Genomic DNA, 7,225 nt, shown 5'->3' on the forward strand with positions numbered 1-7,225 from the left:
GTTGGGTTTTCCCAACAATCGATTGGGTGAGTCCGGTACGGCGGGGCGAAACTCCACCCATTCACAACCGCATCGGCGTGCTGCGCGCCGAACGGGGCATGACGCGGGCGCAGCTCGCCGAACTGGTCGCGGTGAATCCGCAGACCGTCGGTGCGCTCGAGCGTGGGGATCACTACCCGAGCCTGGACCTGGCATTCCGGATCTGCGATGTCTTCGATCTGCCTGTCGAAGCGGTGTTCTCCCGGGAGCCGTTCACCCCGTTGTCAGCCGAGCTGTACCGCAACGACGCACGACCGAACGGAGGGAGATCTCGTGCCTGACGCCAGCCTGCTCGACCGCTACCAGAATTACCGCACCCGGCAGTTCGTGAAACGCGAACGGACGTATGCCCATTCGCTGCCGAAGTGGCGGAGCCGCGGCCGCCGTCGCTGGCTGGTGCGCGGACTGGCGGGCACCTTCGCGTTCATGTTCGCCGTCAGTCTGATGTGTGCCTTCGGAGTCGGGTGGGCTCCGCTGCTGTGGCTGCCCGCATGTCTGCTCTTCTTCCCGATGTGGCGGATGCTGCAGATCGTCTCCGGGCGCCAGGGCGACGCACCGGACGCCGCGCTGGACGAATATGAGCTGGCGCAGCGGAACAACGCGCGGTCGATCGGGCTGACGATCACGCAGAACCTCATGCTGATCCCGATCTTCTACCTGATCGTCGGATCGGTGGTCACCGGCGGAACCGACACCGACATGGCTTACGCCGGCGGGCTGATGGCGCTCACGACCCTGCTGATCGGTGGGTGCAGCCCGGCGATGATCCTGGCCTGGTCTCGGCCCGACGACGAGTGATTTCGGCGCGCTGGTCGTCGCTCACCGAAGTGTGGTGTCTCGGGACATCGCTGACACTTGTGTCTCGAGACATCGCTGACACTTATGGTGCCGGATGGGGTTCTCGGTTGCGATAGGTGCGGGTGGTTTTGTCGCCGGCTTGGTAGTTGCGGGTGGGGTCTGCGGTGAGTTCGCGGACCAGCCTGTTTCCGCTGAAGATGGTGATGTGGTCACCGTCTCGGATGCTGGTGCATTCGTCTCCGGCCCAGCGCAACCCGACGTTGATCTTGTAGGGCCGAGCGAACAGGTTGCCTGAATTGCGGCCCACGGTGTGGTGCGAGACGAACGCCGGGGTCGGTATCGGTCGGCTGGCTGGGCGGGCATCGGTCGCGGCGGCCATCGCTTCGGCGGGAGTGTCGCCACGCAGAGCCCGGTGGGGCCGGTGATGGTTGTAGAAGGTGCGGAACCGTTGCAGCAATGTATTGAGTTCAGCGATCGTGGTTGCGGGGTCATGGGCAGCCAGCCATTAACCACGACGCTGGTCACGCCAGCCACAGAGCCCGGTGCACCGCCGCGAGCGCCGCCGCGACGAGCGCTCCGGCTGGTGTAGACGAGTCCGTTGTCCGACAATGACATTGACGGGATCCCGCACTCGCTGATGCCAGCCAGCATCACCGATCGTCTGGCAGCTTGCCCCTCCAGGTCAAGGGTTACCCGCGGCCTCCGGCTCACGCGGGTGCCGGTGATCAGCCTCGCTGGTCAGTCCCTCATCCTGCAAGAGGACCAGTCCGGCCTTACGCGTGGCATCGGCGCGGATCGCCACCCAGACAACGGCGAGGGCCAGCCAGAGCGCCGTGATCATCGGGGCCCACCACCCCGCGCCGGTCGGGAAGGGATAGACGTTGTGGAACAGCGTGTATCCCAGCACCGCCAGTCCGACGACGGGAATGAGTGCCTCGTGCGCCTTGATCCCGCCGCTGCGGGCTGCCATGACCAGAACGCCGAGCGTGGCCAGCACGTAAACCACGAGGAGAATGAGTGTGCCGGCTGTGCCGCTGATGGCGAAGATCGCCAACGTCGTTGACGCATCGGCGTACTCGGTGTCTTGCTGCCAGCTGGTCAGTGTGCCGCCGCGCAACAGCGCGAACATCGCGAGCAGGACGGCGAACATCCCGCCGGTGACCGCGAGGGTCGCGTTGGTCGGCGTGCCACGGTTGGCGTGAACCGTTCCGAAGGCACTGAAACTGACACCGTCGCGGCCGAGCGCGTAGATCAATCGAGAGGCGCCCACGCAGCAGGCCAGCATGCACCCGAGCGCCGAGATCGCGGCGCCTGCCGAGACCACCTCGCCTACCCACGGGGTGACGTATCTCGAACCGAGGTCGCCTATGAGCGCACTCGAATCCGCCAAAGCGGTCAGTCCGTTCTCATCGGTGCCGAAACCCATGACGGTGAAGGCAGTCACGAACACGAAGTACACGCCGCCGAAGATGGTCACGCCCAGGATGGCCCGCGGAATGTCACGGCGCGGGTTGCGGGTCTCTTCGCCGAGTGTGCTGGCGGCTTCGAAGCCTGCGAAGGACAGGAAGCCGAAGACGACGCCGAGGAACAATGTCGTGGGGGAGCTGGTGCCAGCGAGGGTGAAGACGGACTTGTCGATGCCCAGCCCGCCGGGTCCGTTGTGTCCTGCGAGCTTCACCAGCACCACGGCCCCGATGAGCAGGATCAGGGCGACGGTGGTGATTTCGATGACCAGGAGCATTCGGGTGCCCCAGCGGGCCGGCCACAGCGTGAGCATCAACATCGGAATCAGCCCTGCGACGCCGATTCCGAAAGCGAGGTTGTCATCCGCTGGGTGTCCGGCAAGCGCAGCGATCAAGCTCGCGCTGAACCTCCCGAAAGCCATCGCTGTCACGACACCGAAGAACAGGTAGGTTCCGATCAGCCCCCACCCGGCGGCCACTCCGGCCCGCGGCCCCAGGGTGGCGCCGACGAATCCGTAGACGCTGCCTGCGTGACGGAAGCGCGCGGTGAGGCGCACGAAGGTGTAGGCCACGATCATGACGCTGATGGTCGCCAGGATGAACGCGAGCGGGATTGCCCGCCCGACGCTGCCGACCATTCCCTGCGGGTTGATGTTGACAGCCATTGACGGCGCCATGAGCGCCAGAGAGAGGCCGATGGCCTCCCAGACGTTCAATTCCCTGCGGAGTTTCGGGCTGTCGGACATTGCTGCTCACCGTCGCCGGGCGATTTCGGCGCGCTGGTCGTCGCTCACCGACGACAGCCACGCCGAAATCACGCGGTGCGGCCCCGTTCGGTGCGGTACCGGCGCACCAGGGCATCGGTCGAGGAATCCGACTGTTCGGCCGGGGACGAATCGCCGGTGAGCACCGGCAGCAGCGCCTTTGCCTGAGTCTTGCCCAGCTCCACACCCCACTGGTCGAACGAGTCGATGCCCCACACGACACCTTCGACGAACACCTGGTGCTCGTAGAGGGCGATCAACTGACCCACCACCGACGGCGTCAGCTTGGTCGCCAGAATCGAGGTGCTGGGCCGGTTGCCGGGCATCACCTTGTGCGGAACCACCTCGGCCGCGGTGCCTTCGGCAGCGATCTCCTCGGCCGTCTTGCCGAAGGCCAACACCTGGGTCTGGGCGAAGAAGTTGCTCATCAACAGGTCGTGCATGCTGCCGGTGCCGTCGGCGGTCGCCAGGTCGTCGGTGGGCTCGCTGAAACCGAGGAAGTCCGCGGGGATCAACCGGGTGCCCTGATGCAGCAACTGGTAGAACGCGTGCTGACCGTTGGTGCCCGGTTCACCCCAGAAGATCTCGCCGGTGGCTGACGACACCGGTGTCCCGTCGGCGCGCACCGACTTGCCGTTGGACTCCATCGTCAGCTGCTGCAGATAGGCCGCGAACCGGGCCAGGTCGTTCGAATAGGGCAGCACCGCGCGTGTCTCAGCGCCGAAGAAGTTGTTGTACCAGAGACCGATCAGGCCCAGCAGCACCGGCGCGTTGGACTCCAGCGGTGCCGTCCGGAAGTGTTCGTCGATCAGGTGGAAGCCGGCCAGGAACTCCGCGAAACGCTCCTTGCCGATCGCGGCCATCACCGACAGCCCGATCGCCGAATCCACCGAGTAGCGTCCGCCGACCCAGTCCCAGAACCCGAACATGTTGTCGGTGTTGATGCCGAAATCGTCGACCAGCCTGGCGTTCGTCGAGACCGCGACGAAGTGTTTGGACACCGCGGCATCGCCGAGCGCGTCGGTGAGCCAGCGGCGTGCCGCGGTGGCGTTGGTCAGCGTCTCCAACGTGGAGAACGTCTTGGAGGCCACGATGAAAAGTGTTGTCGCCGGGTCCAATCCGTCCAGCTTGGCGACCAGGTCGGCGGGGTCGACGTTGGAGACGAACCGCGCCGAGATCCCGGCGTCGGCGTAATGACGCAACGCCTGATAGACCATGACCGGGCCCAGGTCGGAGCCGCCGATGCCAATGTTGACCACCGTGGTGATCCGTTCCCCGGTGGCGCCGCGCCACTCGCCGCTGCGCAGTCGGTCGGTGAACTCGCCCATCCGGTCGAGCACCTCGTGCACATCGGCGACCACGTTCTGCCCGTCGACGCGCAGCTCGGCCCCGCGCGGCAGCCGCAGCGCGGTGTGCAGCACGGCCCGGTCCTCGGAGGTGTTGATGTGCGCGCCGGAGAACATCGCGTCGCGCCGCTGCGTCAACTGAGCCGTGCGCGCCAGGTCGAGCAGCAACGCCAGCGTTTCGCCGGTGATCCGGTGCTTGCTGTAGTCGATGTAGAGATCACCGACGGTCAGCGCGAACTCGGTTCCCCGGGCGGGGTCGGAGTCGAACAGCTCGCGCAGCGTGGTGGAGCCGATCTCGTCATGGTGCCGGGACAAGGCCTGCCAGGCGGGGGTGGCGGTGATGGCGGCGGAATCGGTGTCGGAGGCCATGTTGAGAACCCTAGTGCGGCCGGGGCGGCGAGGGGGTAAATGATGGGGGTATGGATACTTCCGCCCTGCTGGCATCGGTACCAACTGGTCTGTGGATCGGCGGTGAAGAGCGCGCCGGGTCGTCGACGTTCAATGTGCTCGACCCCTCCGACGATCAGGTGCTGGCCACCGTCGCCGACGCCACCGCCGAGGACGCGATCGCGGCGCTGGACGCCGCCGACGCGGTGCAGGCCGAGTGGGCCGGGACGGCGCCGCGCAAGCGCGGCGAGATCCTGCGATCGGTGTTCGAGACGATCACCGCCCGCGCCGACGACATCGCCGCACTGATGACGTTGGAGATGGGCAAGGTCGTCGCCGAGAGCAAGGGTGAGGTCACCTACGGCGCGGAGTTCTTCCGCTGGTTCGCCGAGGAGGCCGTACGTATCGACGGCAGGTTCACCCCGAGCCCGGCGGGCAACGGCCGCATCCTGGTCACCAAACAGCCGGTGGGGCCCTGCTATGCCATCACGCCGTGGAACTTCCCGCTGGCGATGGGCACCCGCAAGATGGGACCGGCGTTCGCTGCGGGCTGCCCGATGATCGTCAAGCCGGCCCAGGAGACCCCGCTGACGATGCTGCTGCTGGCCAAACTGATGGACGAAGCCGGCCTGCCCAAGGGCGTGCTGTCGGTGCTGCCGACCAGCAACCCCGGCGGGGTCACCGAGGCGCTGATCGACGACGGCCGGCTGCGCAAGCTGACCTTCACCGGGTCCACCGGCGTCGGCAAGGCGCTGGTGAAGCAGTCGGCGGACAAGCTGCTGCGCACGTCGATGGAACTCGGCGGCAACGCGCCGTTCGTGGTGTTCGACGACGCCGACGTCGACGCCGCGGTCGACGGCGCCGTGCTGGCCAAGATGCGCAACGGCGGCGAGGCGTGCACCGCGGCCAACCGCTTCCACGTCGCCAACGCGGTCCGCGAGGAGTTCACCGAGAAGTTCGTCAAGCGGATGAGCGACTTCACTCTGGGCAAGGGCCTGGACGAGGGATCCACGCTGGGTCCGTTGATCAACGCCAAGCAGGTGGCCACCGTGACCGAACTGGTCTCCGATGCGGTGTCCCGCGGAGCGACCGTCGCGGTGGGGGGCGTGGCTCCGGGCGGGCCCGGCAACTTCTATCCGGCGACCGTGCTCACCGACGTGCCCGCCGACGCGCGCATCCTCAAGGAGGAGGTGTTCGGGCCCGTCGCGCCGATCGCGGGCTTCGACACCGAGGAGGAAGGCATCGCGGCGGCCAACGCCACCGAGTACGGGCTGGCGGCCTACGTCTACACCCAGTCGCTGGACCGGGCACTGCGGGTCGCCGAGGGTGTGCAGTCCGGCATGGTCGGCGTCAACCGCGGGGTCATCTCGGATGCAGCCGCGCCGTTCGGTGGCATCAAGGAGTCCGGCTTCGGCCGCGAGGGCGGCACCGAGGGCATCGAGGAGTACCTGGAAACCAAGTACATCGCGCTCACCAAATAGTCGGCGCGCACGGGGCGCCAAGTAACCCCGGCCGGCGGCCGCGCGCCTTCCGGATCGCGGTCACCCGAGCCCATAGGATTCCTTGCTCGTAGCCAGCGAGGAGGGCCCCGCGACGTGACCGATGGCCGAGCCGTCGAGACCGGCACCGATGGCCGAGCCGTCGAGACCGGTACCGCCGTCCGGGTCGTCGAATCCGGTGCGGCCGGGAGCGCGGGGCCGGTTCGGGTCGGCCCGCGCCGCTATGTCAGCCCGGGCCGCGGCATCGCGGCGCTCGACGGTATCCGGGCCATCGCCGTCGCGCTGGTGCTGGCCGACCACGGCGGCATCCCGGGGATGTCGGGCGGGTTCCTCGGTGTCGATGTGTTCTTCGTGCTCAGCGGTTTCCTGATCACCTCGCTGCTGCTCGACGAGGTCGGGCGCACCGCGCGGATCGGCTTGAAGGACTTCTGGATTCGCCGGGCCCGCCGGTTGCTGCCGGCGCTGATCGTGATGGTGCTCGCCGTGGTGGCGTTGCGTGACGCGTTCAGCCCCGAGGCCACCGCGAACCTGCGCGACGAAGCCGTCGCCGCGCTGTTCTGGATGTCGAACTGGCTCTTCGTCGCCGAGCGCACCGATTACTTCAGCCAGGGTGCGCCCCCGTCACCGCTGCAGCACACCTGGTCGCTGGCCGTCGAGGAGCAGTACTACCTGCTGTGGCCGCTGGTGGTGGCCGCGGCGGTCGCGGTCCTGGCCGCCGCCGCATACCGCCGCGCAGTGCCGCTCACCCCGCGGGCGATCCGCACGACGGTGTTCGTGCTGGCGGTCGCCGGGGTGGCCGGGTCGGCGGCCGCGACGACGATGCTGGCCTCCGACGCCACGCTCAACCGCGTGTACTTCGGCACCGACACCCGGGTGCAGGCGTTGCTCGTGGGCGCGGCCGCGGCGGCGCTGCTGGTGCGGGACTGGCG

Annotated in this window: 7 protein-coding genes; 4 read left to right on the plus strand and 3 right to left on the minus strand. The window is 67.6% G+C overall.

What is annotated here, in order from left to right; genetic code table 11:
- Positions 1-26: 26 nt before the first annotated feature.
- Both ACXAID_RS15825 and ACXAID_RS15830 read left to right on the plus strand, forming a co-directional pair.
- Entirely contained in the window at positions 27-320 is a 294-nt protein-coding gene (locus ACXAID_RS15825) for a helix-turn-helix transcriptional regulator (RefSeq protein WP_475023159.1), read from the plus strand.
- The gene (locus ACXAID_RS15830; RefSeq protein WP_475023160.1) at positions 313-837 is read left to right on the plus strand and encodes a hypothetical protein; all 525 of its coding nucleotides are present in this window, start codon (positions 313-315) and stop codon (positions 835-837) included. The genes ACXAID_RS15825 and ACXAID_RS15830 overlap by 8 nt, the downstream gene beginning before the upstream one ends.
- Positions 838-919: 82 nt before the next feature.
- On the opposite strand, the gene ACXAID_RS15835 is transcribed toward ACXAID_RS15830, so the two are convergent.
- From ACXAID_RS15835 to pgi, 3 genes are all read right to left on the minus strand, one after another.
- Complete coding sequence (locus ACXAID_RS15835) at positions 920-1,339, minus strand: integrase core domain-containing protein (protein ID WP_475023167.1); 420 nt, start codon at positions 1,337-1,339, stop codon at positions 920-922.
- Positions 1,340-1,519: 180 nt separating this feature from the next.
- Positions 1,520-3,046 carry an APC family permease gene (locus ACXAID_RS15840; protein WP_475023161.1) on the minus strand — a complete coding sequence of 509 codons (1,527 nt, stop codon included), beginning with the start codon at positions 3,044-3,046 and terminating at the stop codon, positions 1,520-1,522.
- A 68-nt stretch (positions 3,047-3,114) separates the two neighbouring features.
- Positions 3,115-4,779 (minus strand): glucose-6-phosphate isomerase, encoded by a 1,665-nt coding sequence (gene pgi / locus ACXAID_RS15845; RefSeq protein ID WP_475023162.1) that lies wholly within the window; start codon positions 4,777-4,779, stop codon positions 3,115-3,117.
- A 50-nt stretch (positions 4,780-4,829) separates the two neighbouring features.
- Here pgi and ACXAID_RS15850 point away from each other — a divergent pair, with 50 nt between their 5' ends.
- Entirely contained in the window at positions 4,830-6,278 is a 1,449-nt protein-coding gene (locus tag ACXAID_RS15850) for an NAD-dependent succinate-semialdehyde dehydrogenase (RefSeq protein ID WP_475023163.1), read from the plus strand.
- A 261-nt stretch (positions 6,279-6,539) separates the two neighbouring features.
- Positions 6,540-7,225: acyltransferase family protein (locus tag ACXAID_RS15855; RefSeq protein ID WP_475023168.1), on the plus strand; the 686-nt coding region annotated here is incomplete at its 3' end.

This window comes from Mycobacterium sp. ABE4_509, assembly GCF_056160785.1.